This is a genomic window from Aquipseudomonas alcaligenes (assembly GCF_003205495.1).
Taxonomy (GTDB): Bacteria; Pseudomonadota; Gammaproteobacteria; order Pseudomonadales; family Pseudomonadaceae; genus Aquipseudomonas; species Aquipseudomonas alcaligenes_B.
The window spans coordinates 235,483-261,838 of the sequence record NZ_QJRX01000003.1 but is presented as its reverse complement, the minus strand read 5'-3'; the positions used below and the strand labels follow the sequence as shown (position 1 = coordinate 261,838).

At 62.0% G+C, this 26,356-nt stretch carries 35 protein-coding genes and 1 tRNA gene; 23 read left to right on the top strand and 13 right to left on the bottom strand.

The window, feature by feature from the left end; all coding sequences use genetic code 11:
- Positions 1 to 14 precede the first annotated feature (14 nt).
- The 5 genes from DMO17_RS06630 (at position 15) to DMO17_RS06610 (ending at position 4,800) form a co-directional block, all read left to right on the top strand.
- Positions 15 to 320, top strand: a complete 306-nt coding sequence (locus DMO17_RS06630; protein WP_061903675.1) for an ArsR/SmtB family transcription factor — start codon at positions 15 to 17, stop codon at positions 318 to 320.
- A gap of 56 nt (positions 321 to 376) precedes the next feature.
- Positions 377 to 1,543, top strand: a complete 1,167-nt coding sequence (locus tag DMO17_RS06625; RefSeq protein ID WP_110681708.1) for an MFS transporter — start codon at positions 377 to 379, stop codon at positions 1,541 to 1,543.
- Between the two features lie 18 nt (positions 1,544 to 1,561).
- Complete coding sequence (locus DMO17_RS06620; RefSeq protein WP_110681707.1) at positions 1,562 to 2,611, top strand: alkene reductase; 1,050 nt, start codon at positions 1,562 to 1,564, stop codon at positions 2,609 to 2,611.
- A 166-nt stretch (positions 2,612 to 2,777) separates the two neighbouring features.
- The gene (locus DMO17_RS06615; RefSeq protein WP_110681706.1) at positions 2,778 to 3,476 is read left to right on the top strand and encodes a pirin family protein; all 699 of its coding nucleotides are present in this window, start codon (positions 2,778 to 2,780) and stop codon (positions 3,474 to 3,476) included.
- 67 nt (positions 3,477 to 3,543) lie between these two features.
- On the top strand, positions 3,544 to 4,800 hold the full coding sequence (locus DMO17_RS06610; protein ID WP_110681705.1) for an MgtC/SapB family protein: 1,257 nt from the start codon (positions 3,544 to 3,546) through the stop codon (positions 4,798 to 4,800).
- Here DMO17_RS06610 and DMO17_RS06605 read toward each other — a convergent pair.
- Positions 4,797 to 6,260: a DNA recombination protein RmuC gene (locus DMO17_RS06605; protein WP_394335635.1), complete on the bottom strand. Its 1,464-nt coding sequence runs from the start codon at positions 6,258 to 6,260 to the stop codon at positions 4,797 to 4,799. The two genes, DMO17_RS06610 and DMO17_RS06605, sit on opposite strands and share 4 nt — an antisense overlap.
- Before the next feature lie 75 nt (positions 6,261 to 6,335).
- On the bottom strand, positions 6,336 to 6,749 hold the full coding sequence (locus tag DMO17_RS06600) for a tetratricopeptide repeat protein (RefSeq protein ID WP_110681704.1): 414 nt from the start codon (positions 6,747 to 6,749) through the stop codon (positions 6,336 to 6,338).
- A 425-nt stretch (positions 6,750 to 7,174) separates the two neighbouring features.
- On the opposite strand from DMO17_RS06600, the gene DMO17_RS06595 reads away from it, so the two are divergent.
- A complete protein-coding gene (locus DMO17_RS06595) occupies positions 7,175 to 7,546 on the top strand; it encodes a DUF2946 family protein (protein ID WP_146224898.1) in 372 nt (123 codons plus the stop codon).
- A 105-nt stretch (positions 7,547 to 7,651) separates the two neighbouring features.
- Positions 7,652 to 8,113 (top strand): copper chaperone PCu(A)C, encoded by a 462-nt coding sequence (locus DMO17_RS06590; protein ID WP_110681702.1) that lies wholly within the window; start codon positions 7,652 to 7,654, stop codon positions 8,111 to 8,113.
- Between the two features lies 1 nt (position 8,114).
- Here DMO17_RS06590 and DMO17_RS06585 read toward each other — a convergent pair whose 3' ends face one another.
- Complete coding sequence (locus DMO17_RS06585) at positions 8,115 to 8,867, bottom strand: RES family NAD+ phosphorylase (RefSeq protein WP_110681701.1); 753 nt, start codon at positions 8,865 to 8,867, stop codon at positions 8,115 to 8,117.
- Between the two features lie 47 nt (positions 8,868 to 8,914).
- On the bottom strand, positions 8,915 to 9,286 hold the full coding sequence (locus DMO17_RS06580; RefSeq protein ID WP_110681700.1) for an antitoxin Xre/MbcA/ParS toxin-binding domain-containing protein: 372 nt from the start codon (positions 9,284 to 9,286) through the stop codon (positions 8,915 to 8,917).
- 466 nt (positions 9,287 to 9,752) lie between these two features.
- Between DMO17_RS06580 and DMO17_RS20030 the strand changes: the two genes are divergently transcribed.
- The 3 genes from DMO17_RS20030 (at position 9,753) to DMO17_RS06565 (ending at position 11,734) form a co-directional block, all read left to right on the top strand.
- Positions 9,753 to 9,905, top strand: a complete 153-nt coding sequence (locus DMO17_RS20030; RefSeq protein ID WP_110681699.1) for a carbon storage regulator — start codon at positions 9,753 to 9,755, stop codon at positions 9,903 to 9,905.
- Positions 9,906 to 10,043: 138 nt separating this feature from the next.
- Positions 10,044 to 10,631 carry a hypothetical protein gene (locus DMO17_RS06570; protein ID WP_110681698.1) on the top strand — a complete coding sequence of 196 codons (588 nt, stop codon included), beginning with the start codon at positions 10,044 to 10,046 and terminating at the stop codon, positions 10,629 to 10,631.
- Between the two features lie 5 nt (positions 10,632 to 10,636).
- On the top strand, positions 10,637 to 11,734 hold the full coding sequence (locus DMO17_RS06565; RefSeq protein WP_110681697.1) for a helix-turn-helix domain-containing protein: 1,098 nt from the start codon (positions 10,637 to 10,639) through the stop codon (positions 11,732 to 11,734).
- Between the two features lie 8 nt (positions 11,735 to 11,742).
- On the opposite strand, the gene DMO17_RS06560 is transcribed toward DMO17_RS06565, so the two are convergent.
- From DMO17_RS06560 to DMO17_RS06555, 3 genes are all read right to left on the bottom strand, one after another.
- Complete coding sequence (locus tag DMO17_RS06560; protein WP_110681696.1) at positions 11,743 to 12,372, bottom strand: NADAR family protein; 630 nt, start codon at positions 12,370 to 12,372, stop codon at positions 11,743 to 11,745.
- Between the two features lie 9 nt (positions 12,373 to 12,381).
- A complete protein-coding gene (locus tag DMO17_RS19515) occupies positions 12,382 to 13,374 on the bottom strand; it encodes a phosphoribosyltransferase-like protein (RefSeq protein WP_463604184.1) in 993 nt (330 codons plus the stop codon).
- Positions 13,375 to 13,454: 80 nt separating this feature from the next.
- Positions 13,455 to 13,724, bottom strand: a complete 270-nt coding sequence (locus DMO17_RS06555; RefSeq protein WP_110681695.1) for a DNA-binding protein — start codon at positions 13,722 to 13,724, stop codon at positions 13,455 to 13,457.
- 128 nt (positions 13,725 to 13,852) lie between these two features.
- Between DMO17_RS06555 and DMO17_RS06550 the strand changes: the two genes are divergently transcribed.
- From DMO17_RS06550 to DMO17_RS06500, 11 genes are all read left to right on the top strand, one after another.
- Positions 13,853 to 14,068: a DNA-binding protein gene (locus DMO17_RS06550; protein WP_110681694.1), complete on the top strand. Its 216-nt coding sequence runs from the start codon at positions 13,853 to 13,855 to the stop codon at positions 14,066 to 14,068.
- A 3-nt stretch (positions 14,069 to 14,071) separates the two neighbouring features.
- Positions 14,072 to 14,362, top strand: a complete 291-nt coding sequence (gene pflM, locus DMO17_RS06545) for a lysogeny maintenance protein PflM (RefSeq protein ID WP_110681693.1) — start codon at positions 14,072 to 14,074, stop codon at positions 14,360 to 14,362.
- Positions 14,363 to 14,366: 4 nt separating this feature from the next.
- Complete coding sequence (locus tag DMO17_RS06540; protein ID WP_110681692.1) at positions 14,367 to 14,633, top strand: hypothetical protein; 267 nt, start codon at positions 14,367 to 14,369, stop codon at positions 14,631 to 14,633.
- A 180-nt stretch (positions 14,634 to 14,813) separates the two neighbouring features.
- The gene (locus tag DMO17_RS06535) at positions 14,814 to 15,176 is read left to right on the top strand and encodes a hypothetical protein (protein WP_110681691.1); all 363 of its coding nucleotides are present in this window, start codon (positions 14,814 to 14,816) and stop codon (positions 15,174 to 15,176) included.
- A 108-nt stretch (positions 15,177 to 15,284) separates the two neighbouring features.
- Complete coding sequence (locus DMO17_RS06530) at positions 15,285 to 15,500, top strand: hypothetical protein (protein ID WP_110681690.1); 216 nt, start codon at positions 15,285 to 15,287, stop codon at positions 15,498 to 15,500.
- 10 nt (positions 15,501 to 15,510) lie between these two features.
- Entirely contained in the window at positions 15,511 to 15,720 is a 210-nt protein-coding gene (locus DMO17_RS06525; protein ID WP_110681689.1) for a major capsid protein, read from the top strand.
- Between the two features lie 152 nt (positions 15,721 to 15,872).
- Positions 15,873 to 17,081 (top strand): virulence factor TspB C-terminal domain-related protein, encoded by a 1,209-nt coding sequence (locus tag DMO17_RS06520; RefSeq protein ID WP_110681688.1) that lies wholly within the window; start codon positions 15,873 to 15,875, stop codon positions 17,079 to 17,081.
- On the top strand, positions 17,081 to 17,410 hold the full coding sequence (locus tag DMO17_RS06515; protein WP_110681687.1) for a DUF2523 family protein: 330 nt from the start codon (positions 17,081 to 17,083) through the stop codon (positions 17,408 to 17,410). Before DMO17_RS06520 ends, DMO17_RS06515 begins: the two co-directional genes overlap by 1 nt.
- 12 nt (positions 17,411 to 17,422) lie before the next feature.
- Positions 17,423 to 18,610: a zonular occludens toxin domain-containing protein gene (locus tag DMO17_RS06510; protein WP_110681686.1), complete on the top strand. Its 1,188-nt coding sequence runs from the start codon at positions 17,423 to 17,425 to the stop codon at positions 18,608 to 18,610.
- Between the two features lie 140 nt (positions 18,611 to 18,750).
- The gene (locus DMO17_RS06505) at positions 18,751 to 20,028 is read left to right on the top strand and encodes a hypothetical protein (RefSeq protein WP_110681685.1); all 1,278 of its coding nucleotides are present in this window, start codon (positions 18,751 to 18,753) and stop codon (positions 20,026 to 20,028) included.
- Complete coding sequence (locus DMO17_RS06500; protein ID WP_110681684.1) at positions 20,028 to 21,041, top strand: phage integrase; 1,014 nt, start codon at positions 20,028 to 20,030, stop codon at positions 21,039 to 21,041. Before DMO17_RS06505 ends, DMO17_RS06500 begins: the two co-directional genes overlap by 1 nt.
- Here DMO17_RS06500 and DMO17_RS06495 read toward each other — a convergent pair.
- The 5 genes from DMO17_RS06495 to dapA form a co-directional block, all read right to left on the bottom strand.
- Entirely contained in the window at positions 21,028 to 21,468 is a 441-nt protein-coding gene (locus DMO17_RS06495; RefSeq protein ID WP_110681683.1) for a hypothetical protein, read from the bottom strand. The genes DMO17_RS06500 and DMO17_RS06495 overlap by 14 nt on opposite strands.
- 168 nt (positions 21,469 to 21,636) lie before the next feature.
- Positions 21,637 to 21,726 (bottom strand) — tRNA-Ser (locus DMO17_RS06490).
- A 125-nt stretch (positions 21,727 to 21,851) separates the two neighbouring features.
- Positions 21,852 to 22,721 (bottom strand): phosphoribosylaminoimidazolesuccinocarboxamide synthase, encoded by an 870-nt coding sequence (locus DMO17_RS06485; RefSeq protein WP_110681682.1) that lies wholly within the window; start codon positions 22,719 to 22,721, stop codon positions 21,852 to 21,854.
- A 93-nt stretch (positions 22,722 to 22,814) separates the two neighbouring features.
- Entirely contained in the window at positions 22,815 to 23,933 is a 1,119-nt protein-coding gene (bamC, locus tag DMO17_RS06480; protein ID WP_110681681.1) for an outer membrane protein assembly factor BamC, read from the bottom strand.
- A gap of 17 nt (positions 23,934 to 23,950) precedes the next feature.
- Positions 23,951 to 24,829: a 4-hydroxy-tetrahydrodipicolinate synthase gene (gene dapA, locus DMO17_RS06475; protein ID WP_110681680.1), complete on the bottom strand. Its 879-nt coding sequence runs from the start codon at positions 24,827 to 24,829 to the stop codon at positions 23,951 to 23,953.
- A 157-nt stretch (positions 24,830 to 24,986) separates the two neighbouring features.
- Here dapA and DMO17_RS06470 point away from each other — a divergent pair, with 157 nt between their 5' ends.
- A complete protein-coding gene (locus tag DMO17_RS06470) occupies positions 24,987 to 25,544 on the top strand; it encodes a glycine cleavage system transcriptional repressor (protein ID WP_110681679.1) in 558 nt (185 codons plus the stop codon).
- 10 nt (positions 25,545 to 25,554) lie between these two features.
- Entirely contained in the window at positions 25,555 to 26,028 is a 474-nt protein-coding gene (locus DMO17_RS06465) for a peroxiredoxin (protein ID WP_110681678.1), read from the top strand.
- A gap of 42 nt (positions 26,029 to 26,070) precedes the next feature.
- On the opposite strand, the gene DMO17_RS06460 is transcribed toward DMO17_RS06465, so the two are convergent.
- Entirely contained in the window at positions 26,071 to 26,316 is a 246-nt protein-coding gene (locus DMO17_RS06460; protein WP_373387568.1) for a sulfurtransferase TusA family protein, read from the bottom strand.
- Positions 26,317 to 26,356 lie beyond the last annotated feature (40 nt).

The window sequence follows — 26,356 nt, the reverse complement described above, 5'->3', positions numbered from 1 at the left end:
CGCAGTCCGCCGCCATGTCCGACTCCATCGACCTCGACGAAATCATCAAAGCCCTGGCCCACCCGGTGCGCCGCGAAATCCTGCAGTGGCTGAAGGAGCCGGAAAAGCACTTCGCCGACCAGGACCACCCGCTGGAACTGGGCGTGTGCGCCGGCAAGTTCGAGCGCTGCGGCCTGTCCCAGTCGAGCGTCTCGGTGCACCTGGCGACGCTGCAGCGTGCCGGCCTGATCAGCAGCCGCAAGGTCGGCCAGTGGAGCTTCTTCAAGCGTAACGAGGCCGTCATCCAGGCCTTCCTGAGAAGCCTCGACCAACAACTCTGAGCCCTGCCCGGCACGACGGGCCCTTCCATCACCGATTCGTTTCAGGAGCCGGCCCCATGCCGTTACCGCTTCTCGTCCTCGCTTTGTCCGCGTTTGCCATCGGCACCACGGAATTCGTCATCATGGGCCTGCTGCCCGAGGTGGCCGCTGACCTCGGCGTGTCCATCCCCGGCGCCGGCTGGCTGGTCACCGGCTACGCGCTGGGCGTGGCCCTGGGCGCGCCGTTCATGGCCCTGGTCACCGCCAACTGGCCACGCAAGCTGGCCCTGCTCGGCCTGATGGGCATCTTCGTTATCGGCAACCTGCTGTGCGCCACTGCCGCCGACTACGAGCTGCTGATGGTCGCACGGGTGGTCACCGCGCTCTGCCATGGCGCCTTCTTCGGTATCGGCTCGGTGGTCGCCGCCAGCCTGGTGCCGGAGAACCGCAAGGCCTCGGCCGTGGCCCTGATGTTCACCGGCCTGACCCTGGCCAACGTGCTCGGCGTGCCGCTGGGTACCGCGCTGGGCCAATACGCCGGCTGGCGCTCGACCTTCTGGGCGGTGACCGCGATCGGCGTGATCGCCTTCATCGGCCTGTGGCGCGTGCTGCCGAACAATCAGCAGCAGGAGCCGGCCGACCTGCGCGGCGAGCTGGCCGCCATGCGCGGCGCCGGGCTGTGGCTGGCGCTGAGCACCACCGTGCTGTTCTCCGCCGCCGTATTCGCCCTGTTCACCTACATCGCCCCGCTGCTCGGCGAGGTCACCGGTGTGTCGCCGCGCGGCATCACCTGGACCCTGCTGCTGATCGGCGTCGGCCTGACCCTGGGCAACCTGATCGGTGGCCGCCTGGCCGACTGGAACCTGGCCACCGCCCTGGCCGGCATCCTGCTGACCCTGGCGATCCTCTCCTCGCTGGTGCGCTGGAGCAGCCCACTGCTGGTTCCGCTGGAGATCAACCTGCTGCTCTGGGCCATGGCCGCCTTCGCCGCCGTGCCGGCCCTGCAGGTCAACGTGATGAACTTCGGCCAAGCCGCCCCCAACCTGGTGGCCACCCTCAACATCGGCGCCTTCAACCTGGGCAATGCCCTCGGTGCCTGGGTCGGCGGCCTGGTGATCAGCCAGGGCCTGGGCCTCACCAGTGTGCCCCTGGCCGCCGCCGCGCTGGCCGCCCTGGCGCTGCTCGCCGCCCTGCTCACGACTTCCCTCGGCAGCATCCCTGCCGCCGAACCTCTGCTCGACTGACCCACTGGAGACCGCACCATGACCACCCTGTTCGATCCGCTCAAGCTCGGCAGCCTGGAGCTGCCCAACCGCATCATCATGGCCCCGCTGACCCGCTGCCGCGCCGACGCAGGCCGCGTGCCCAACGCGCTGATGGCCGAGTACTACGTGCAGCGCGCCTCGGCCGGCCTGATCCTCAGCGAAGCCACCTCGGTGACGCCGATGGGCGTGGGCTACCCGGACACCCCCGGCATCTGGTCCGAGGACCAGGTGCGCGGCTGGCTCAACATCACCCGCGCCGTGCACGCCAACGGCGGGCGCATCTTCCTGCAGCTGTGGCACGTCGGCCGGGTCTCCGACCCCGTCTACCTGAACGGCGAGCTGCCAGTGGCACCGAGCGCCGTCAAGCCAGCCGGGCATGTCAGCCTGGTGCGCCCGATCAAGGAATTCGTCACCCCGCGTGCCCTGGAAACCGAGGAGATCGCCGAGATCGTCGAGGCCTACCGCCACGGCGCCGAGAATGCCAAGGCCGCCGGCTTCGACGGCGTGGAGATCCACGGCGCCAACGGCTACCTGCTCGACCAGTTCCTGCAGAGCAGCACCAACCAGCGCAACGACCAGTACGGCGGCTCCGTGGAGAACCGCGCGCGCCTGCTGCTGGAAGTCACCGATGCCGCCATCTCGGTGTGGGGCGCCGACCGCGTCGGCGTGCACCTGGCACCGCGCCAGGACGCCCACGACATGGGCGACGCCAACCCGCGCGAGACCTTCGGCTATGTGGCCCGCGAGCTGGGCAAGCGCGGCGTGGCCTTCATCTGCACCCGCGAGAAGGAAGGTGAGGACAGCCTGACGCCCTACCTCAAGGAGCAGTTCGGCGGCCTGGTGATCGCCAACGAGCGCTTCACCAAGGAGCAGGCCAACGCCTGGCTGGCCGCAGGCAAGGCCGACGCCGTGGCCTTCGGCATCCCCTTCATCGCCAACCCCGACCTGGTCGAGCGCCTGGCCCAGGACGCCCCGCTCAACGAGCCGCGCCCCGAGCTGTTCTACGCCCAGGGCCCGGTCGGCTACATCGACTACCCGCGCCTGTAAGCTGCGAAGGCCTGGGTTTGGGCCGTGCCTGCCTGGCACGGCCCAAACCAATCTAATTAGTAGATTTATAAACTGGATTTTTTGCGCTTTTATTCAGCTATAAATCGATAGATCATGCAGCCATTCCTGCACCGCACTGCCGCGCTGCAGTCACTGGAGTCTCGCCATGATCGAAGTCCGCCCCTTCGCCACCCTCGGCCATGCCAACCACGGCTGGCTCAACGCCCGCCATCACTTCTCCTTCGCCGAGTACCAGGACCCGCAGCGGGTCAACTGGGGCCGCCTGCGCGTCTGGAACGACGACGAGATCGCCGCAGGCTCGGGCTTCCCGCCGCACCCGCACCACGACATGGAGATCATCACCTACGTCCGCGAAGGCGCCATCAGCCATCGCGACAACCTGGGCAACCAGGGCCGTACCGAGGCCGGTGACGTGCAGGTGATGAGCGCCGGTACCGGCATCGCCCACTCCGAGTACAACCTGGAGGACGTCACCACCAAGATCTTCCAGATCTGGATCATCCCCGACCAGCAGGGCGAGGCACCCTCCTGGGGCGCCAAGCCCTTCCCGCGCGGCGAGCGCGCCGGCCAGTTCGTGGTCCTGGCCAGCGGCCACGCCAGCGACGAGGATGCCCTGCGCATCCGCGCCGACGCGCGCATGGCCGCCGCCACCCTGGCCGCCGGACAGAGCGCCGAGTACCCCCTGGGCCGCCTGCGCAAGGGCTATCTGGTGGCGGCCAAGGGGCGCATCGAGGTCAACGGCGTGGCGGCGGACGAGCGCGACGGCGTGGCCATCGCCGGCGAGGAGGTGGTGCGCGTCACCGCCCTGGAGGACAGCGAAGTGGTGCTGGTCGACGTAGCCTGATCTGAGGCAAGCGAAAGGCCGGTGCGGCGGGCTAGACTGCGGCCATCAGCCCGTCGAAGGAACGCCGATGTCGCCCGCCGTCGAACTTGCCCTCAACCTTGCCACCGCCCTCGCCGCCGGCCTGCTGATCGGCGCCGAGCGCGGCTGGCGCGCCCGCGACAGTGACGACACGCACCTGGTGGCAGGCATCCGCACCTTCGGCCTGGTCGGCCTGCTCGGCGGCCTGGCGGCGCTGCTCGGCAGCCACTTTGGCGCGGCCGCCTGGATCACCATCGCCGTGCTGGTCGGCCTGCATGCCCTGGCCGGCTACATCGGCGAAGTCAGGCGCAGCGGCGACCTGGGGCTGACCAGCGAAGTGGCCCTGCTGCTGACCTTCCTGCTCGGCAGCCTGGCGCTGGCCCACGAACGCAGCCTGGCAGCCGCCGGCGCGGTGGTGGTGGCCCTGTTGCTGAGCCTCAAGGAGCCGCTGCACAGTGGCCTGCGCCGCCTCTCCGAGGCCGAACTGTCCGGCGCGCTGAAGCTGCTGTTCATTTCCCTAGTGCTGTTGCCGGTGCTGCCCAACCAGGGCTACGGCCCCTGGCAGGCCTTCAACCCCTACGCGGTGTGGTGGATGGTGGTGCTGATCGCCGCCATCGGCTTCGCCGCCTACGTGGCCATCCGCGTGGTCGGCACCCGCCATGGCCTGCTGGTCACCGCCCTGCTCGGCGGCATCGTCTCCTCCACTGCCATGACCATGACCCTCTCGCGCCTGCATGACGGCCGCCAGCTGCGCGCCCTGCTGACCTGCGCACTGCTGGCCACCTCGGCACTGATGTTCCCGCGCGTGCTGCTGGAGGTCGGCCTGGTCAACGCCGAGCTACTGCCGCACCTGTTGCTGCCGTTGGGCCTGGCCGGGCTGGTGTACGCCGCGGGAGCCCTGGTGTTCTACCGCATCGCCGGCGACGAGCTGCAGGAAGTGGTCGAGCCGCCGCTGAAGAACCCCTTCGAGCTCGGCCCGGCCCTGCGCTTCGCCGCCCTGCTGGCACTGATCCTGCTGCTGATCGAGGCAGCACGCGCCTGGTTCGGCGATGCCGGCGTGTGGGGCGTGGCTATCCTGTCCGGCCTGAGCGACGTGGATGCCATCACCCTGTCGCTGGCGCGCAGCGCCAAGGGCGACATGAGCAGCGAGCTGGCCGTGCAGGGCATCTACCTGGCGGCCCTCAGCAACAGCCTGGTCAAGGCCGCGCTGATCGCCCTGCTCGGCGGCCGCGAACTGGCCCTGCGCACCCTGCCGGTGATGGCCCTGGGCCTGCTGCTGGGCCTGGCGGCGCTGCTGCTGAGCTAGTCGCCCGCCTCGTCCAGCTGCGGCATACCGGCGGCGCGCTCGATCAGCTCGGCCGGCAGGCTCTTGCTGGCACGCGCGCCGAGCAGCTTGAGGTTCTCGACCCGGTTGATCAGGTTGCCGCGGCCCTCGCACAGCTTGTTGCGCGCCGCCGCGTAGGCCTTGTCCAGCTGCTGCAAGCGCCCGCCCATCTCGTCCAGATCGGCGATGAAGGCGACGAACTTGTCGTACAGCTGCCCGGCGCGCTCGGCGATGTCGCGGGCATTCTGGCTCTGCCGCTCCTGGCGCCACAGGCTGTCGATCACCCGCAGGGTGGCCAGCAGGGTAGTCGGGCTGACGATCACCACATGCTGCTCGAAGGCCTCCTGGAACAGCCCCGGGTCGGCCTGCAGGGCGGCGGCGAACGCCGCTTCGATGGGCACGAAGAGCAGCACGAAATCCAGGCTGTGCAGGCCCTCCAGGCGCTGGTAGTCCTTCACCGAGAGGCCCTTGAGGTGGCTGCGCAGGCTCAGCACGTGCTGCTTGAGGGCACTGGCGCGCGCCGCCTCGTCCTCGGCGGCGACCAGCGCCTGGTAGGCGGTGAGGCTGACCTTGGCATCGACCACCACCTGCTTGTCACCGGGCAGCTGGATCAGCACGTCCGGCTGGAAGCGCTCGCCATCGCTGCCCTTGAGGCTGACCTGGGTCTGGTACTCGCGGCCCTTCTCCAGGCCGGCGTGCTCCAGCACCCTTTCGAGCACCAGTTCGCCCCAGTTGCCCTGGGTCTTCTGGCCCTTGAGGGCGCGGGTCAGGTTGGTCGCCTCGTCGCCCAGGCGCTGGTTGAGCTGCTGCAGGCGCTCCAGTTCCTTGGCCAGGGAGAAACGTTCGCGCGCCTCGTTCTGGTAGCTCTCCTCGACGCGCTTCTCGAAGGCCTGGATACGTTCCTTGAGCGGGTCGAGCAGCTGGCCCAGGCGCTGCTGGCTGGTCTCGGCGAAGCGCTGCTCGCGCTCGTCGAAGATCTTCCCGGCCAGCTCGGCGAACTGCGCGCGCAGCTCGTCGCGGGCGTTCTGCAGATCGCTCAGGCGCTGCTGCTGGTGTTCCTGCTGCTCGCGCAGCTCGGCGGCCAGGGCGGCGCGCTGGCTTTCCAGCTGGCGCAGCTCGGCCTCCTTAAGTTCGCGCTCGCGCGCCCACTCCCGCGCCGTGGCCTGCGCCTCCAGGCGCTCGCGGCCGAGCAGCTCGCTCTCGCGGCGCAGGGCGGCTAGCTCGGCCTGCTGGCGGGCGCCTTCCTGCTGCTGGCTGCGCAGGTCGTCGAGGGCTCCGTCGAGTTGGGCGGCGAGTCCGTCGTGGGCCAGGCGCAGCTGGCTCAGGCGCTCCTCCTGCAACAGGCGCTCGGCGGCCTGGGCCGCCAGGCCACGCTGCAGGCGCCAGGCCAGGACGGCCAGAGGCGCTGCGCCGAGCAGAATGCCGAGCAACAGGTTGGGCAAGTCGGGAACGAAGGACACAGGCACGGGCGGGCTCGCTGTCGGGTCGGATAGGCCCGCCAGTATACCCGCGCCGCCTCAGGGGTTGAGACGTTGCAGCTGCCGCTGCGCCTCGTGCGAGCCCTGCGCCGCGGCGGCCTCCAGCCAGTGCCGGGCCTGCAGCGGCTCGCGCTGGCGCGGCTGGCTGAAATGCCGGCCGAGCTCCAGCTGGGCGCGCAGGTCACCGGCGCGCGCGGCCTGGCGCAGCAGCTCCAGGCCGATGCGGCGGTCACGCGCGTTGCCGCAGTCACGGCACAGCAGCTGGCCGAGGCGACTCTGCGCGGCGACCACCCCCTGGCGCGCCGGCTGCTTGAGCAGGCGCCCGGCGATGCGCTTGATACTGGCGTGATGACCCAGGCGCGGACGATCGAGCAGCCACAGGGCCAGGCGGATCGGCAGGCGGGTGGTCGGGGCGGGTTGCGGCTGGGCGGCGAGCAGGACGCGAGACTTCATGTAAGCATTGGCTGACTGCGGGGCGCGCCACTCTACTCTCTTTTTTTGCCGGGTAAAGACTTGCCAAGCACGGTAAAAGGCGCTCTAGAACAAAGACTCTAGAAAATCCACAGAAGCTGTGGATAACTCCGTGGACAACTGGGTGAAAACCTTGCCCATCCCCCAAGGAATGGGGCTCCAGCTCAAACTGGTGCTTTTTTCACCAACAGAAAAATTCTTTATTTTTCAACACCTTAAAAAATAGCCGCGCAGAATCAGCTGGTTACGCCGCTTTGTGACAGAAGCTTGACAAGCTGCCTCGCGATTGTGCACAAGTGCGCCGCTCAGGGCCGCGCTTCGCCCCGTTTCGGAGCGCTCTGCTGCGGCATCCGGGCACAGCCCGGGGGGATTCTGCCGGCTGGCCGGCGATGCTAGAGTCGCTGCCCATGAACCTCAGTCCGTCACGTCGCGCCGCCACCGCTTGGATGCTCTGCCTGTGCATCCTGAGCAACCTGGCTGCCTGCGCCATCGCCCACGGCCAGTCCAGCGGACTGCAGCTGAGCGGCAGCGGCCTCTTTTGCTCCACCGACGGCCATCACGGGGCGGGCTTCGCCGACGACCTGGATTCCGCCTCCGCGGGTACCCCGTTCAGCTGTGCCCTGAGCGGTAGCGCGCTGGTCTGCCTGGGCCTGCTGTTCGCCCTCGCCTGGCTGCTGCAGCCCCGGGCGGGCCTGGGCCCGCGGCGCGCACTGCCACACCGGGCGTCACCGCGCCACTGCTGGCCCTCGGCCAATCCACGCGCCTCACCGGCACACTGATCATCCCCACCCATTCGCCGCCGCCCCGGACACCCGCCGACCATACCGAGCGCAGCCCCTGGCGCGCGCAGATTCGGCACACCTATCCCGACGAGGAGAACCCTCATGCACCCATCCAAACTTCTGCTGCTGGCCGCCTTGCTACTGGCGCCGCTGCTGGCCCAGGCCCACGACTACAGCGCCGGGCAGATCCACATCGACCACCCCTGGGCGCGCGCCATGCCACCCAGCGCGCCGAATGCCGCGGCCTTCTTCGTCCTGCACAATCGCGGCGCGGCCGACCGCCTGATCGGCGTCAGCAGCCCGCTGGCGCAGAAGGCCGAACTGCACGAGCACCTGCACCAGAATGGCTTGATGAAGATGCAGCAGGTCCAGGCCGTGAGCGTGCCGGCCGGCGCCGAGGTGCAGTTCGCGCCCATGGGCTATCACGTCATGCTGTTCGGCGTACGCCAACAGCCCAGGGACGGCGAGCGCTTCCCGCTGACCCTGCGCTTCGAGAAGGCCGGCGACATCGAGGTCGAGGTGGCCGTGCAGAGGGACGCGCCCGCCGCCGAGCACCAGCACTGAATCAGGCTGGCTGCGGCAGCACGCCATCCAGCAGGTACAGGTCCAGGGCGAACAGGCGCGGCGTGTCCGGCGCCTGCGCGCTCTTGAACGCCACATAGCCGGCGGTGGTTTCGCACAACCAGGGCTGCAGGTTGCGCGGGCGCTTCTCGCCAAAGGCGGCCGGGGCATAGAGCGCGACGTTGTTGCCGCCCTGCGGGCAGCGCGCCGAGGGGTACTCGAAGGCCTCCACCCCCGCCTCGCGCATGGCGCTGCCCAGAGCCTGGGTGGCGCGGTAATCGCTGCGGAGGGTGAGCGCCTCGCGATGACGATCGAAAGGCGGCAGCTGCAGGCGAATGCCGCGCTCCACCTGATAGCGCGCCTCGAAAGAGGAATGCTCGGAAACAATCCGCCCGCTCGGTGGCGGCTCGACCATGCCGTGCCAGAGCACGAAGCGATAGAAGGCGGTCTCCGCCATGGCCGTCTCCAGCCGGCAGGCGGCATAGAACAGGCTTGGCTCGTGGCGCCGGCCGAAGCGTGAGCCCCAGCGCAGCGGCGGGTAGCGGAACGGCGTGTGCAACAGATAATGCAGGGGTTCGGCACTGGGCGGCAGTGGTGGCTTGCTGGTCTCCAGCAGTTGCTCGAGCAGCGCCTGCTCCTCCAGGCTTTCCACCAGTTGCAAGGTGGCCACCTGTTCCTGATTCTCCACCAGCCGCACCAGGCGACCACGCAGGGGAATCATCTGCTCTGCGCCGGCGCAGGCCTGCCAGATATCCATATCGGGACTCGCTCAATCCGCCACGGCGGATAACGGGAAAAGAAGGCTCAGACCTTGCCGCGAATGGCGTCGAGGTACTCCACCACACGCACCAGCCCCTGCACCTGGCTCATCTGCTGCAATGGCACGCCGGCCAGATGCCGGTTCTCGGTACGCAGGAAGTGGCGCATGTCCTCGAGATTGCCACCGAACAGGGCGAACAGGGCGCGGTAGATGCGGATCAGCAGCAGCGCCAGCTCACCGGTCTTGCTCTGCGGACGCAGGCCACCGCTGTCGCTCCAGCGGCTGATGGCGGAACGGTTGACCCCGACGATAGCGGCCAGCTCCTGCTGGGTCAGCCCCAGCTGCTCACGGGTATTGAGCAGGGCCTTGAGCAGGACGGCTTCGGCGTCGACACCGGGCTTGCTGAGTGCACTCATGGCGCCCTCCTGATGTTCGTTTGATACAAAAATAGCAAATAAACAGCAAAACAGACACAGAAAACCGCGACAAGCGCATGCACGGCATCCCCATGCCCTGCCAGAAACGCAAAAGCCCCTGAAATCCGAGGATTTCAGGGGCTTTCTATGAATGGCGGGAAGATAGGGATTTGAACCCTATTTTTGCGGTGTCGTTGCGTCTCAAACCCGCTCACTCTGGGGCCTCAGCACTCTGGACCGTCTCACTACGTGCCTATCCGGCACAGTGATTTCGACACATTTTCGACGCTTGTACCTCGCCATTGGCTTGTGCGTTGTCCAGGCTCAGGCTCTCTTTATCGCACACCAAGGATGGCCTCGATGCATCACCCAGTCCTAACTCGCCTTGAAAACGAACGTCTTTTATCCACGTTGAACGCGATACCTATCCAATCAAAATCCTGAGCAACTTCATCCCGCGGGGATCATGATCGAAATCCGCGACATTCGCCGCGGCCTCGTCAGGCTCTCAATAGAGGCCCCGCATGACGTGGCGATTCTCCGTGAAGAGCTTGGCGAGTTCGATGTCCGAGATCCTCGCTTATATCGTCGTGCACGACCGGCCAAGGCATGTCCCTAGAGCTTGCCGGCAGTCATTAGGGCTGCCCTTCTAGAGCCTCTTTTGCTGCATTTTCGGCCTGGCCAGCGGCAGGTTGACAAAACCCGGTTTTTGTCAGATTCTTTGGTTGACAAAACTGCAAATCTGCCAGGAACGCTTATGACTCATCCTCACCCATCCTCGTTTTATCCAGAGCTGACCGATGAGCGCCTGGCGGTCATTGCTGAGCAACTCCTAGACATCCGCTTCAACACAATCCGCGAGATGGACTCACATTATGATGATACGTATACGCGAGAGACAGCTGTTTTTGGTCGCTCCCGCAATATGCTTATCGATATGTGTTTGAGCGCTCAGTACGATTGGCTATCTCTCGCCAGTCCGGCAATGGATGTGACATTCCGGATTGGTCAAGTACCTTGTCGCTTTTTCAGGGATGATCATGAGCTTCCAGAGAAGGTCGGTTTCTTTAAGCGTAACGCTGTAGATACCCTTTTTGCACTCGATGAGTCTCAACCTGTTATGTGGAGATTTGTTGTCGAGAAAGCTCTGACCGAAGAAGATGAAGATCAGGTCTTTTTCATTGGGTATAACGTCTTCCAAGAGAAGGTTTCTCAGTGGACTTACAGCTCTGCTAGTCAAGTATTGTATTCTATCGACAGTTTCACACCCGACACTAAAGAGATCCCCCCTGCCAAGGTAGAAATTCGCGAAGATGCAGGGAATGAAGAAGCTCAGAACGAGTAAAGAGAATGAGCAACAATTTTGACGGAGCATCCCTAAGACTAGCCCGCATTTTTTGCGGGCTAGCTCTTGAAGAGGTTGCGGAAAAGGTTGGCAAAACACGCCAATACATTTCCAAGCTTGAAACAAATCAGAACACCCCTACAGAACAATTAATGCAAGACCTTGCGGATTCATTAAATGTAGAGGTTGGTTTTTTCGCACCAAAATCAAGAAGACTTAATGAAGATCAGTTTCATTTCAGAAAGCTACTGACCACGAAAAATACGATCAAACAAGTAGCAATTGCTCGGGGCGAGATGATTGACTCGCTTATTCGCCTTCTTGAGCAAGAAGTTAAGTTTCCTCAGAACGATATTCCTAGCCTTCCCAACATTCAAACAACAGAGGACATTGAACGAGCAGCGGAATACTGCAGAAATGCATGGAGCCTAGGGTTAGGGCCTGTAGGTAGCATGACCAGACTCGTAGAAAATCTAGGTGCAGTCGTGACCACCTTTGAGGGTCTTTCGAAGGAAATTGATGCTCTTTCAGTATCGGTTGAACGTCCCTTTATTGTCAGAAATACAGCCAAAGAAAGCGCTTGCCGACAAAGATTTGATATTGCACATGAGCTAGGCCACTTAGTTATGCATGAAGGCATAGTCACAGGTGACAGAGTTACAGAAAGCCAAGCAAACAGGTTCGCAAGCTCATTCCTTCTGCCTAGATCAATGATGTTCAAATTATTTCCAAAACCAAACGGCTCTCGCCTTGACTGGATTGGAATGTCAGAATTCAAGCTAAAGTGGAAAGTTAGTAAGGCCGCAATAATATATAGGGCAAGGCAGCTAGAGCTAATATCCGAAGCCCAGTATAAAAGCGGAATAATAACTTTAAAGAAAGGCGAAGCGGCTAGAGAAAAAGAAGATCACCTAGTTCCACAAGAACCGCCAGAGATGCTATCTAGGTCACTCGTAATGCTTGCGGAAAAAAAGGGAATACATGCAGAGAGCATTGCTAAATCGCTGCATGTTAAGATCGAATTTTTAGAGGACCTCCTTGGAAAAGAAGTCATTTCGCCACTCAGGAAAACACAGAAGCCAAATCTTTACCTTGTAAAATAGTAAGACTCCTAAAAAATATCCCTTTGTCGAGTTAGCCCCCCCATCTCAATAGAGGCTTCTACTAAGGAAATCTCTGAGATGGGGTTATTCATTAAATTAAAATTCTCGACTACCGGCGGCGGCAGAACCTTAAATGCATTTACGCCATTCATAACAACTTCATCACGAAGCTCCATTAGCAACCTGCCAAGAACATTGGCTCCGCTTAAATGCTCTTCGTCGGTAGAAATTGCCCCCCAAAAAGAATCCTTCCTAGATTCTTCAACAATAGGCCGGCCATTGGTGGAAAGAAGCAAACTCCCAAATTCTGCCCAATTCTGCATTAGCTTAACCCTAAGGCACCACTTCATTATTCTGACTCGCACTCTAAGCCAATCATCTCGCGTTTGTTCGCGATATGGCTTTGATCGCATCTTCGCAGTCATCGGACTTGACTGGCTAATTATTAGACGCTGAATATCTGGCAAATGAGGGAAGCGACAAGCTTGATAAAGTGCCTCCGAGGTATTTATTCTAATCCCCGCAATATTCAGTGGATACCCACCAGCCATATTCGAAAGACCGCCAAATGCCTCGTTGGTTTTTAAAAAAACCACGCACTCCTTTCGACTATATGTCCGAATCGCAATTTTTTTCACATTGCAACCTTAAGGGGCCAAACCAAACATACGCCGATGTGCAGCCTGGGCATTGGTTTCTCGTGGAAAGAGAGGATACCAGGGCGCATCTACCCATAGCGCCAGAGGAGCATTGTTTGGGCAGTTTCTATATGTAACCATCATCGCCCCAAAACCAAGTGTTTCAAGAGCGCTATTGCCGAGTGGCCGCTGCCTGACCCCTAGATTTCGGCAAACAGCACGGATATACGCCCCTGCCTTTAAAAACTCCTGTTCTAGAACATCTCTACCAGCGCATGAAGAAAAGAAGCCTAAGCCTCCAGCACTTCCGTCTTGACGGTATACAGGAGCATATATCATTTGATCTATGTAATTCTGTACGTTTACGTCTGCCGGAGGTCGGGTCGGTCGAAGCACATCAGACGAATAAGTATATGCCTTCCGATCCTCAACCACAGTGCCATGCACCCAGCGGATCGCTATGTTTTTATTTGATGCCGCATTAACACGATCCAAAGCATTTTTAAGAGCAAACAAACCATATGAATGCACCCAAATAGCCACAACGTATAACGTTGCACCATCAGGAGCAGCATTGTTTACCCATGCAGTTATATCCTGCTCCGCTCTCTTACCAGTAAATATACCGTCATCGAGGTAAATATAAGTATTACTTGCGCCATTAATTTGCGGGCGCAGCCCCATTCTATCAAAGACCAACCGAGCTACTATGCCCACAATGTCATGTTGACTATTTCCCCCTTGCTGTATATCCAGTAGAGAGACATTCTGCCAAAATTGCCTGTTAAGGCTATCCAGAGAAAGTATGCGCACAAGCTCCGCGCAAACTCTTTCATAGGAATAATAGGTTCGCCCTAATGTGTAGACAATTTCGTTTAATACTGGAATCTGGACAGCTTCATCAAAATTTGCCAACCAGCGCTCTACATGAGCCACATCGAGTGGTGCAATCTGCCCAGCTCTATAACCAGAGATAATCGCTAGAAGCTGATTAATTAGCACATCTCTCAATTTAAAGTCTCCTTATCGCTTCTGCCTCACTCCATCGAGATACCAGCGTCTAGCTACTTCTTTAGTAATTGCTATCCCGCGTTTTGATTTGGCAAGTTTGAATCGGCCAGCTCATAACCTGGCGAGACCTGTCCATTAGCTGGATCAACCTCGCCCCTCCAAAGCCACAGCTCGTACTGTGGGAAGACTTTCAGTAGCTCTTCCAGATCTTCAATACGGGCTTTTACCTTCCTATTGGTTGCAACGGTCTGCCACCGCTGCCGCTCCTTGATCGCGGTGGCCTCTGCCAGCCTTGTGGCGCCCAGATGGCGCACCAAGGTTCTAAGGCGGTCTTCGATCATTCCTAAAAGCTCTAATAATTGATGAATTATTTATTGATAAATAATTCATCAAAGGTACGATATGCCTGCCTGATAAATTATTCATCAACACGTAAAGTGTTATTGCAACGAATAGTGACGGAACGAGCATGGAACTGGAAGAGCTGGAGCCCGGCAAGCTCGCGGGGCCACAACAGGATGTAGAACCCATCGAGAAGTGGGCTGAGCGCAACGGCATCAGCTTCGGCACTGCCCGTGCCTGGGTGTATCGCGGCGTTCTCCCCTCGGTGAAGCTCGGCAAGCTGCGCATGGTCAATAGCGCTCTGCTGCGCTCCTGGCTGCTGGAACAGGAGTGGACGGCATGAGCCATGAACACTCTCGACCGCTATCTGCACCGACCGCACGCCGCCAACTGCGACTGCTCTGTGTGCTGGTCCCGTCGCGTACCGGCGTCCGCTCCCTACCAGTCCATACCCTGCGACCAATGCCGCCCCGCGTCAGTTACCAAGGTAAATGGCATCTGGCGGGCGACACCGGCTTTTATCTGCGCGAAACACACGCCACCGCCCCGGCCCCCGAAGTACTGGAACGTTATCTACGACTCGGGCAATCCAACGCCCTTCGTGCCGATTCTGGAGCCGTTCGAGCTGGAGGGCTGAGCTAATGAGTCTGACCGTCAGCTTTGGCCGTTACCTGTTCTGGCTGCTGGGTGAGTGGACGATTCCGGTCGTTATCGGCATCACCCTCGGCACCGGCCTGTGCCTCTGGCAACTCACCGAAACGGCTGATCTGCTCGAATCCAGCCTGACCCGCTCCATTCATTCGGTGGTCGAGTCCTGCACGGCCCCGACCGATCCCCCGCCAACTGCATCGCCTCCGGCGTCCGTGACTGGCCCGCCAGTCGCGGGCGACGGTGGCGACACGGGATGACAAGGGCCGTGGCCCTTGGTGTTTGACGCGATAACGGCCCGCGCATTGGCCGAGTTGTAAAACCCCGGCAAACCGAGAAACCCCTCGGGCGAAAAACTGAAAAGTTCGCCCGTGTGGACTCGCTCGGCCTGCTGAAAGGCAAACCGCGCAATCAGGCGCACCACTAGCGAGGTAACACACATGGCACGTTCCACTATGGAAGTCGCATTCCTGGGCACCCAGAAAACCGAAATGGAAGGCGCGAAATACGTGAAGGTCTTCTACGGCGATGAGCCGGACGGCAAGACCGAGCACGGCCTCTCCATCATCGGCATGGCAGTGGCCGATGACCACGCCGACGAGGTGTTCGCCGCTGGCGCTCACTTCGAGCCGCTGGAAATGGTCCGCATCACCTTCGAGGTGGACCGTGGCGGCCAGAACAAGGGCAAGAATCTCGCCCTGCACATCGAGTCGGTGAAGCCCCGCGAGCAGGCCCAGCGCCCGACCCAGCAACCGACCCAGACCGCCAAGCCGGCTGCACCGGCTGACGCCGCCAAGTCCTGATTAGAGGGCGGCTCCGATGGTGCGCATCTTCTGCAATCACTGCCACGCCTGCGCCCCGGCGCGTGACTGGCAACTGATTCAGGCGTGCCCGCGCTGCCGGAGCCCCCTGTGAATTTCCTCGCGTGTGAGGGCGCCTGGAGCGTCGGTGCCGGTGGTGAACCCATCTGCACCGGAACTCTGGTCAGCCTCACCCAGGAGGAAATGCAGGCCCTCTACGGGACTGCCCTGACCTGGGATGACGTGGCCGAGCTGCAAGGTGAAGCAATCACCCTGTTCGCCCTGGTGTTCGGCTTCCTCGTCCTGAAAAAAGTACTCAAGCAATGAGGTATCACCCATGAAGCAACACCTGCACAACCTGAAACGCACCCTCGGCGCCGCTGCTGCTGTTGGTGTCCTGTCTATCCAGCAGGCTTACGCCGCTGTTCCGCCCGAGGCCACCGCTGCTCTGGATACCGCTGGCACCGACGTCGGCACCATCGGCTGGGCCGTGTTCGGCGTACTGGTGGCCGCTGCGGCCTTCAAGTACATGCGTCGCGCCCTGTAAGCCTGCTCGTCACGTCCCGTGCCGGGCAAGAATAACCCCGCTCCGGCGGGGTTTTCTTATCCAGCTGGAAGCACTGCCATGTCTCAAGAATGGTTCGTTCTCATCCTCACCATCGCCGCCCTGTGGGCGCTGTTTTTCGGGCGGGTGTGACTATGCGCCGGCTCTTATTTCTGGTTCTGCTACTGAGTCTCCAGCCCGCCTATGCTGCCTATACCTTCCAACTTGAAGCTAACGGCGAGTATTACTCAACGGCTCAGGCTGCATGTGATGCGGCCATTCCCATTGCTCAGGCATCTCGTACTAACGGCACTATCACCCGAGCTTTTGCTAGTTATGGTGGCGCGACCGGTCGAGAGCCCTGTCTCTTTGACTTCAAGCGCACTTCCGACGGCCAGGTTTTCACCGGCCAGGGTTTCAACTGCGGCGATTCTCTCTGCTACATCGTCCGCACGTCCTGCGAGTCAGGCACTACCGACAACCTTTCTTGGCCTCTTGGTCGCCAGTACACCGACAGTCGCCCTTATCAGGACTTTGGTTTTCCTTACCCGCTTAACTACTGCCTTTCTGGCTGTCAGGGCATTCTCGATGCATCGGCGCCTTCCGATGTTTTTGCAGAGTCCGACCCTGCCGACCCTGCCGCTGAAATTGCCTATTCGAACCTGACCTATACCCTCGACGGTAGTGCCTGCAACAGTGGGGGCAATCCTGCTACTCCCGATATTCCTCCGGGCTCTTCTCCACCTGATCCCTGCGGAGCCGACCCTAATGCAGAGGGCTGCTCTGGCGGTGGTGATCCTGGCGATGGCGGCGACACGGGCGGCGGTGATCCCGGCGACGGTGGTGACACTGGCGGCGGTGATACCGGAGGCGGTGACACAGGCGGTGGCGATACCGGTGGTGGTGATCCTGGTGATGGTGGCGACACCGGCGGTGGAGACTCCGGCAGCGATGGCGGCGGCTCAGCCTCTGGTTGGGGTTGCGAACAGGTGCTTGTTTGCGAGGGGGATGCCATCGCCTGCGCTCAGCTCGACGTCCAGAAGGAACACCACTGTCGTGAGAAGGAGTCGGCCTACTTCCCCGATCAGCGTGACGACATTGGCGACTTCCTCGACAACCCCGACTTCGAGGCTGAGCAAGACGAGGAAATCAACCTCGGCAACATGTTCAGTGAGGGCACTCGCTTCCTGCCCAGCAGCTGCCCGCCCGACAAGACCGTTCACCTGAGCTTGGCCGGTGGCCGCACCTTCTCCTTCACCTATGAGCCGCTGTGCCAGTTCGCCAGCGACCTGTCCTATCTGATCGTGGCGGCTGCTGCAGTCTTCTTCGCCGTGTATGTCGGCCGCGCTACTGGAGGTGAGTGATGCCTATTTGGCTATGGGCCGTTCAGCTGGTCTTCATGATGGTCCAGCCGCTCATCAACTTCATTTTCCGCCTGATCGGCATCGGCTTCGTGTCCTATGTCGGCTACAACGTCTTGCTCGAACAGGTCACCAGCTACGTCGTCAGCCGCATGGGCTCCAGCACCCTGGTCATCCAGCAGATTCTCGGGCTTGCCAAGATCGATGTAGCCATCAACATCTTCCTCGCCGCGGTGACTACGCGGCTGGTGATCGCCGGTCTGAACAAGGCCCAGGATCGCCGTCGTGCCCAGGTCTGGCGCAAGCCGGGCGGCACCTCCATCGAAGCATAAGGAGGCCGCCCCATGCTCTATATCCGCACCGGTAAGCCCGGCCACGGCAAGACGCTGAACACCATCCGCGAAGTGGATGAAAAGGCGTTCAACGAGGGCCGTCCGGTCTACTTCCACAACATCAACGGCCTCAAGCCCGAACTGCTGCGGGCGGCATGGTTCCACTTCGAAGATCCCGAGCTGTGGTTCCAGCTGCCGCAAGACTCGATCATTGTCGTGGATGAGGCCCAGGGCTGGTTCGGTGCCCGCGATACCCGAGGCCGGCCACCGGAGCACATCAGCCGCTTCGAGACCATGCGCCATCAGGGCCATGAGGTCCACCTCGTCACCCAGGACCCGCGCTATATCGACGTGCACCTACGCCGCCTGTGCAATGGCCACATTCACTACTGGCGGGTGTTCAAGTCCTCCCAGCTGCTGCGCTTCGAGTCCGACTCGGTGATCGAGAAGGTCGAGGTCAAAAGCAGCTTCAAGGATGCCGACAAGAAAACCGTTCGCCTGGATCGCAAGTTCTTCAGCGTCTACACCAGCAGCAACGCCAGCCATCACTTCCAGACCAAGCTGCCGACCAAGTTCCTCCTGGCCGGTGCGGTGATCCTCGGCGCGGTGTTCATGGTCTACCGCGCCTATGAGCGCTATGAACTGGGCAAGGAACAACCCCAGCTGGAAGCGAGCGCGCCCGCTGCGGAAAAGGGCCTGGTCGAGCAGGTCAAAGGCCAGGTCGGCTCCCTGATAAACCCGGTCGGCGCCGCAACCGACAAAGAGCCGATCAGCCCTCAGAAATACCTCGCCCTGCGCACCCCGCGCATCCCCGATATCCCCAGCTCGGCGCCCATCTATGACGAGCTAACCAAGCCCAAGACCTATCCGCGCCTGTCCTGCGTGATGAGTCGTGACGAGGGCTACATCGAGCGCAACCGCAAGCGCTATCGGGTCGTGCGGGCCGGCGACCGGGCCTATATCTGCGAGTGCTTCACCCAGCAGGGTACGTGGCACAAGACCTCGTTTTCCTTCTGCAAGAACACCGTTGAGCACGGCTACTTCGATCCGGCGATCGCCGATCGGGGCAGTGGACGTGACCAGATGCCCGAACCCCGCCAGGGACAGCAGCAGGAGGCCGCCCCGCAGCCCCCAGGTCAGCCCCAGAAAGGAACCCTTGTGCAGGGTGTGCCGTTCGAGAAAGGGCGCTTCCTATGGTGATCCGCGCCTTCTCCTGGGCGCTTTTGCGCGCCGTGGCGAGGTACGAGCGCGGCGCCAAAAGCGCGCGCGGGACGTCCCTGTAACACGTCAGATAAACCGATTAACCGAGTTTCAATTCGTAGCTATTTGGAGCGAACAGCATGAGCGTTAAGGATCAACTGCGAGTCGATAACGAGTTTAACGAGTCCCCGACCGGGCGACTGTTCTTCGATGATAAAACCGCCATCCTCACAGACCTCTCGAAAGTCCGTCTGCTGCGCTGCGGCGTCGATACGGTCCGCCAGCTGTACCGGGGGCTGATCCGCCCCGAGATCATGGCGCTGTTCGAGAAGCCCGGAACCATTGTCGATTTCGCCGGCCAGCGCTGGCACTCCGGTCGCGTCGGGCGTGACTCCGGTTACCAGTACAAGCTGCAGAACGCCGATCTGGGCTTCGTGCTGCTGGTAAAGAACTTCAACACCAAGCTCGACGTCATTGGCCCTCACCTGAAAATCGAAGTCTCTCCGCATGCCCTGGACGCACTGAGCCCCGAGCGTCTGCAAGCCCGTCTCGACTACTACGCCCGCGAAGTCCTCACCCATGTGGAAACCAACCAGTGCGCGGTGCATCTGGCGTTGGACCTGCAGGGCTGGCAACCGCCTGCCGACCTGATGGCGCGCATGCACTGCCGCGCGCGCACCCACCGCGACATATCGGGCATCAATGAGATTTCCTGGGCCACGAAAGCCAGCGTCTACGGACGTGGGGAAACCTCCATGTTCGGCTCTGCCGGTGGCATTCAGCTCTGCATCTACAACAAGACCGAGCAAGCCAGGGCCATGGACAAGCTCGACTATTGGGAAGGCGTCTGGCGTCGTCGTGACAGCTTCGACGAGGGTGACCCGGACAACTACAACCCGGCCCAGGACGTGTGGCGCATCGAACTGCGCTATCACCACTCCATCATCCAGCAGTTCGCCAGCGGCTCAGTGGACGTGCGCACCGGCGCCCTGATCGACACGCGCACCTTCGCAGCCTTCTCCAGCCACCTCGACGGCCTCTGGCGCTATGGCCTAACCCAGTTCCGCCTGCAATCCCGCCCCGGCAGATATGAGCCGATCTGGACGCTGATTCGTGACGATGTGCGTGTCGATATCGCCGCCGACTCGCTGCTTGAGGACACCCATTACAAGCGCCATTACAAGACCGCTCGCGGCTTCTCCGGGAAGAATGTCGAGCTGTTTCTGGGAAACTTCGTCAGCTTGCTGGCAAGGGAACGGGTGGGCGCAAAAAAGGCGTTTGACCGGCTGAAAGAATGGGAATGCTGGCCGGTCATCCGCGACCACTACGCCGCCAAGGACCTGACCGAGTTCGACATCTACAAGCACATCAAGAACCTGCTCGAAGAGCGGCATGTGCGCTGGGGGCGGGCTGTCTGATGGCAATCGAGCAACTACCCAACGGACGCTGGAAGGTCGATGTAGAGCCCATCAAGGGCAAGCGCTTCCGCAAGACGGTCAAAACCAAGGCTGAGGCGCTGCGCTTCGAAGCTACCTGCAGGGCCAAGGTCATCGACACCCCGGATTGGTCCCCCAAGCCCAAGGACAAGCGCCGTCTCTCTGAGCTGATCGACCGCTGGGCCACCCTGCACGCCTACACCCTGGCGGATGGTGAAGCACGCCGGCGCTTACTGGATGAGCTGGCTAAGACCCTGGGCGACCCGGTAGCCATCAAGATGACCGGCAATGAATACGCCGAGTATCGCACCCAAGCACTCAAAGCCGGCGCCAATCCGAAAACCCTAAACAACAGGCTCGGCTACCTACGGTCTGTCTTCAACGTGCTGCAGCAGCTCGGGGAAATCGACTACCCCAATCCACTCGCACGGGTTCGCCCGCTACGCCTTCAGGAAAAGGAGCTGACCTACCTGACCAATGACCAGATCAAGGTTTTGTTTGAGGCCATCCACAAGCGTTGCAAGACGCCTCACGTCGCAATGATCGCGGCCATCTGTTTGGCGACTGGAGCGCGCTGGGGAGAAGCTCAGGCACTCACACCCGAGCGGGTACGCAATCAGCTGGTGACGTTCGCGAATACCAAGGGCAAGCGCACCCGGTCGATACCAATTGCCCAGGAGCTGGAGGTGATGATTCAGCGCCACTTCAAACAGCACGGCCCCTTCTCGAACTGCATCAACAGCTTCGACAAGACCCTGGGGGCATCCGGCTTACCGGTTCCTGCCGGTCAGTCCTCGCATGTGCTCCGACACACCTTCGCCAGCCATTTCATCATGAACGGCGGCAACATCCTGACCCTGCAGAAAATCCTAGGGCACACGTCGCTGGCAATGACTATGCGCTATGCGCACTTAGCGCCGGATCACCTGCAGGACGCCACCAAATTTGGCCCCTCAATCTGGTGGCATGAAGCAGAATCGATTACGCGTTGTTGAGATCTTCCTGCAGCTTTGCACGCTTTTTCTCTATGCGTTGCTGTGTTCTCTCAATGTTGGAGAAGTCCCTAAACGCCAGGGCTTCTGTGAACGCAACTATTGTCGCCAACATGAAAGACATCATTGAGAGTGCGTTGCAAAGCTTGGCAATCAGAGGAAAAGGCAGAATCGATAGCAGGTACTCGCCGAGAGCCGGAAGCATGAGCCCTACAGAAATGAAAAAAAGCACCATGAATAGGGCAAAGAATGCAATGCCGAATAAATACTCTTGAGAGCCCTTTAGGCGGTTTACGTATTCAAGGTGCAGATCAAGCTCTCTGAGCCTTTGTCGGATTGCCTTCTTTTTTCTGCCCTGCAGAATAAAAACGATCCACGTAACAGCAACGCCCATTAACCACCAAAAAGCACTGTTCCAGTCGACTTCCATCTGTCTCTCCCTTGTGAGCATTGATCCACTTCAGTGGACGACTGTTCGGGAGGTTATCGCGTCAGTATTTCGTGTGCTAGGGAGTTCGACACTTTATCGACAGTCGCAAGCGCCAAAAAGCAAAAGCCCCCGAAACTCTAAGAATTTCAGGGGCTTAGGCTTTGAGTATGGCGGGAAGATAGGGATTTGAACCCTAGGTGCCATTGCTGACACAACGGATTTCGAATCCGTCCCGTTCGACCACTCCGGCATCTTCCCAAAGCGGTGCGCATGATACCAGCTGAGGGCCTTTAGTCCAGCAATTTTTCTTGGCCGATCAGGCGCTTGCGCCGTGCGTATGAAAAAGGGGAGCCAAGGCTACCCTTCCTTCACGCGCCCACGCCTCACTGGGTCAGGCGGGTCAGCGCCTCGCGGTACTTGTCGGCGGTCTTCTGCGCGACGTCGGCCGGCACGGCCGGGGCCGGCGGCTGCTTGTTCCAGCCAGTGGATTCCAGCCAGTCACGCACGAACTGCTTGTCGAAGCTCGGCGGATTGCTGCCTTCGGCGTAGCTGTCGGCCGGCCAGAAGCGGCTGGAGTCCGGGGTCAGCGCCTCGTCCATCAGGGTCAGGGTGCCGTCCTCGTCCAGGCCGAACTCGAACTTGGTGTCGGCGATGATGATGCCGCGGGTGGCCGCGTACTCGACCGCCGCACTGTACAGGGCGATGGCGGTGTCGCGCACCTTGGCCGCCAGCTCGGCACCGATGATGGCCTCGCACTGGGCGAAGCTGATGTTCTCGTCGTGGTCGCCGACGGCGGCCTTGGTCGAGGGGGTGAAGATCGGTTGCGGCAGCTTGGCCGCCTCCTTCAGTCCGGCCGGCAGCTGGATACCGCAGACGGTACCGCTCTTCTGGTATTCCTTCCAGCCGGAGCCGACGATGTAGCCGCGCACGATGGCCTCCACGGGCACCGGCTTGAGGCGCTTGGCAACCACCGCACGGCCGGCCACCAGCGGCAGCTCGGCGGCCGGCACAACGTCCTCGACCTGGTCGCCGGTGAAGTGGTTGGGCACCAGGTCCTTGAGCTTGTCGAACCAGAAATTGGAGATGGCGGTGAGAATCTTGCCCTTCTCCGGGATCGGCTCCTCGAGGATGACATCGAAGGCCGACAGGCGATCGCTGGCGACCATCAGCATGCGCTTGGCATCGATCTCGTAGAGGTCGCGGACCTTGCCGGAGTAGATCTTCTTCAGGCTCAGGGTAGAGGGAGTGGTCATGTCGAGTTTTCCGCCTGGTTCAAACGAAACAGGCGAAACCCACCGGGTTTCGCCTATCGATTCGCTGCATGGCCGGCGCGTGGCCGGCACCGATCAGCCGAGGTTTTCCTGGATCAGGGTCAGCACGCGGCGGGCCACGTCTTCCGGTGCCACGGTGTTGATGTCCTTCTCCACCGAGACCTGCACGTCGCCGCCGGCATTGCTGGTCAGGCGCACCTGATAGCGCTCGGCGCGGGCGTCGATCTCTTCCTTGGTCGGCTCGCTGCCGAACAGGCCGCTGATGAAGCCCTTCTCTTCTTCCGGCTTCTTGGCACCCTCGGCCAGGTTGACGTAGTACACGCCGAGGCTGCGGTTGATGTCATCGACGCGCACGTCGGCCAGCTCCAGGGCGCGACCGACACTGGACCAGGCGCGATCGAAGTCGGTGCTGAGGTTGAGCACCGGGTTGCCGGCACCGTCCTGGGTCAGGCTGACACGGCTCGGCGCATCGTAGTTGCGCGCGGCCAGCAGAGAGACGGAGCCGTGCTCGGCGGTGCTGCTCAGGTCGTCGAGCATGCCATCGAGCAGCGAGGCCTCGAGGCTGGCGATGCCGGTGCGCGCCGGGAAGGCCACGTCGGCACTACTGCCCTCTTCGCGCTCGACGCTGGCGACGAACACCTCGCTGGTACCACGCACCACGCCCGGTTCGATGCGCACACGGGCGCGCACCTGATTGTCGCTGTCGGACAGCAGGCTGCCGACGCGACGCCCCATGGACGGGGCCAGCTCGGCCGGAGTCTGCCACTCGGTAACGAACTCGCCGGTCTGCGGACGTTCCTCGGCGATGCGGAAGCCGTTGTTCTCGAAGTAGGCGCGGGCCACCGGCCAGACTTCCGCCGGGCTGCGCTGGGCCACCAGCCAGCGCGAGTCGCCGCTCTTCTGCAGGCTGAATTCGCTGGCCGCCGCGCCGCTCATGCCGATGGCCTGCGGGCGCGGCACTTCGAACTCCTGCGGAGTGGCGGTGCTGGTGGCGATGTGCGCGGGCACCGGCAACAGCGGGTCGATGCGCTTGGCGTCGACATTGGCCGGCATCTGCATGGCCGCGGTCTGACGCGCGTCCAGGTAGTCGGTGGAGCGGTCACGGAAGTAGCCTTCGTCGCCCCACAGCCAGCCGCAGCCGCTGGTGCTGGAGATGATCAGGGCAAGGGCGGAGAGTCCAGCCAGTCGCTTCATGCGTAATGCTTCCTCAATTAAGCCAGGACGCCGGACTGGCGCATGGCCTGACGCAGCGGTTCGTGACAGCGCGGGCTGAGCCAGGTCAGCGGCAGGCGGATGCCGTCCTGCATCATGCCCATCTCGTGCAGGGCCCACTTCACCGGGATCGGGTTGGATTCGATGAACAGGTTCTTGTGCAGCGGCATCAGGCGCTCGTTGATGGCGCGGGCGGTATCGGCATCGCCGCGCATGGCGGCGGCGCACAACTCGGCCATGGCGCGCGGCGCGACGTTGGCGGTCACCGAGATGTTGCCCTTGCCGCCCATCAGCATCAGCTCGACGGCGGTGGCATCGTCACCGGAATAGACCAGGAAGTCGGCGCTGACGCGGTCGAGGATGTCCTGGCCGCGCTGCAGGTCGCCGGTGGCTTCCTTGATGCCGATGATGTTGGCCACCTTGGCCAGGCGCTCGACGGTTTCCGGCAGCATGTCGCAGGCGGTGCGGCCCGGCACGTTGTAGAGGATCTGCGGAATCGCCACCGCCTCGGCGATGTGGCGGAAGTGCTGGTACAGGCCTTCCTGGGTCGGCTTGTTGTAGTAGGGGGTGACCAGCAGGCAGGCGTCGGCGCCGACGCTCTTGGCATTCTGGGTCAGCTCGACGGCTTCGCGGGTGCTGTTGGCGCCGGTACCGGCGATCACCGGGATGCGCCCGGCCACCTGGTCGACCACGCGGCGGATGACTTCCACGTGCTCGTGGACATCCAGGGTGGCGGACTCGCCGGTGGTGCCGACGGCGACAATGGCGTTGGTGCCTTCCTGCAGGTGGAAGTCGACCAGTTTGCTCAGGGCGTCCCAGTCCAGACCGCCTTGTGCGTCCATGGGCGTGACCAGTGCCACCATACTGCCCGAAATCATGCAACCGCTCCTGCCGGAAAAAGAGAGCCGTAATGGTACTGGCGGCTCCGGTGTTGCACAACCGCCGCAGCATTCCCCTGAGCGGCGCTTTTCGCTACCCTTCCTCCTTTGTTTGGCGCCCCATTGCGCCGGGCGCCCATCGTTTCAGGAAAGCTGCATGTCCACCCCCCAGGTTCGCGAACAATTCCTCGTCATCAGTGCCCTCGGCGCCAACCCCATGGAGCTGACCAGCGTGCTCTGCCGGGCCAGCCAGGAGAACCGCTGTGGTGTCGTCAGCAGCCGCCTGACCCGCCACGGCGAATACAGCGCCCTGGTGCTGCAGGTCAGCGGTAGCTGGGATGCCCTGGCCCGCCTGGAAGGCGCCCTGCCAGCACTGGCCAAGCGCCACGACTTCAACGTCAACATGGTGCGTAGCGGCGCCCTCGACGTGCGCCCCAACGCCCTGCCCTACGTCGCCTACGTCAGCTGCGCCTACCGCCCGGACATCCTCAACGAGCTGTGCCAGTTCTTCAGCGACCACCGCGTCGAGCTGGAGAACATCACCTGCGACACCTACCAGGCACCGCAGACCGGCGGCACCCTGCTCAACGCCACCCTGACCGTGACCCTGCCGCCGGGCACGCAGATCAGCTGGCTGCGCGACCAGTTCCTCGACTTCGCCGACGCTCTCAACCTGGACGCCCTGATCGAACCCTGGCGCCCGCAGAACCCGTAAGGAGCTAACGATGGCCGTCTCCCTCGACCACCCCGTCGCCGACTTCAGCGCCGCCGCCACCAGCGGCCAGCAGGTCTCCCTGAGCGCGCTCAAGGGCCGCCAGGTGGTGATCTATTTCTATCCCAAGGACAGCACCCCGGGCTGCACCACCGAGGGCCAGGGCTTCCGCGACCAGCATGCCGCCTTCCAGGCCGCCAACACGGTGATCTTCGGCGTCTCGCGCGATGGCATGAAGTCCCACGAGAACTTCAAGTGCAAGCAGGATTTCCCCTTCGAGCTGATCAGCGACAAGGACGAGGCGCTCTGCCAGCTGTTCGACGTGATCAAGCCGAAGAAGCTGTACGGCAAGGAATACCTGGGGATCGACCGCAGCACCTTCCTGATCGACGCTGAGGGCGTGCTGCGCCGCGAATGGCGTGGCGTGAAGGTGCCGGGGCACGTGGACGAGGTGCTGGCAGCCGCGCAGGCGCTGCACCAGGGATGACGACAAAGGCCGCAAACGCGGCCCTTGTTCATTGCAGCACCATCAGGCCTTCTGCAACCAGTAGCGGAACACGCCGTCTTCCTCTTCCTCGCGCAGCAGGGCGTGCCCGGCCAGGCGGGCGAAGGCGCGGAAATCGCGCTGCGAGCCGGCATCGGTAGCGATCACCTTGAGCACCGCGCCGCTGGGCAGGCGATTGAGCTCCAGCTTGGCCTTGAGCAGGGGCAGCGGGCAGTTCAGGCCACTGGCATCCAGTTCGGCATCGCAGGTGGGCATCTCGGTCATGGGCATCTCCTCGCAGGCCGGCAAGGATACCGCACAACCCTGGCCA